This window comes from Anaerotignum faecicola (assembly GCA_024460105.1).
In the GTDB taxonomy this organism is placed as follows: Bacteria; Bacillota; Clostridia; order Lachnospirales; family Anaerotignaceae; genus JANFXS01.
The window spans coordinates 1-502 of record JANFXS010000163.1 but is presented as its reverse complement, the minus strand read 5'-3'; the positions used below and the strand labels follow the sequence as shown (position 1 = coordinate 502).

The window sequence follows — 502 nt, the reverse complement described above, 5'->3', positions numbered from 1 at the left end:
ATTTACTGTTACCGGTTTTCCCTTCCAGTGTGATCTCTACATCTTTTCCGTCAACCTGAAACACCAGCTTTTCATCATTTCCGCTGTTTAAAACTCTCCTGACATCCTCTAAACCGATTGCAGTGTCTCCTGTCAGTTCCTTTGAAAACAGTGATGACTGAACTCCTGCAGCCTCCACACCAAACATGGAAGTGAGCAGCGTTCCATAGGTCTGCTTCATGGTAATATTGGATATGGACCCGGTCGAAGTCGATTCCATAATAAACTTATCCGCCGCCGAAGAATACGACACCTTTACTCCCGCTCCGCTGTTATTGATGGCACTGATCACATCACTCAGAGTAGAATCCTCAGTCAATCCTTTAATGGTTACACCATTAATCTCAAATTCGTATCTGCCGCCCTGCGGTTTATTGGCAAAGTTCATGTTTTTCAGGGAGGTGCCATAGTCCAGTTTATTGGAAAATCCAGTCCCGAATCCGAGATTCTCCACCGTACCGGC

Annotated in this window: 1 protein-coding gene; it reads right to left on the bottom strand. The window is 45.6% G+C overall.

Translation table 11 applies throughout. The annotated features are described in order from the left end of the window. On the bottom strand, positions 1-502 hold a 502-nt coding region (locus NE664_13300; protein MCQ4727608.1), incomplete at both ends, for a flagellar hook protein.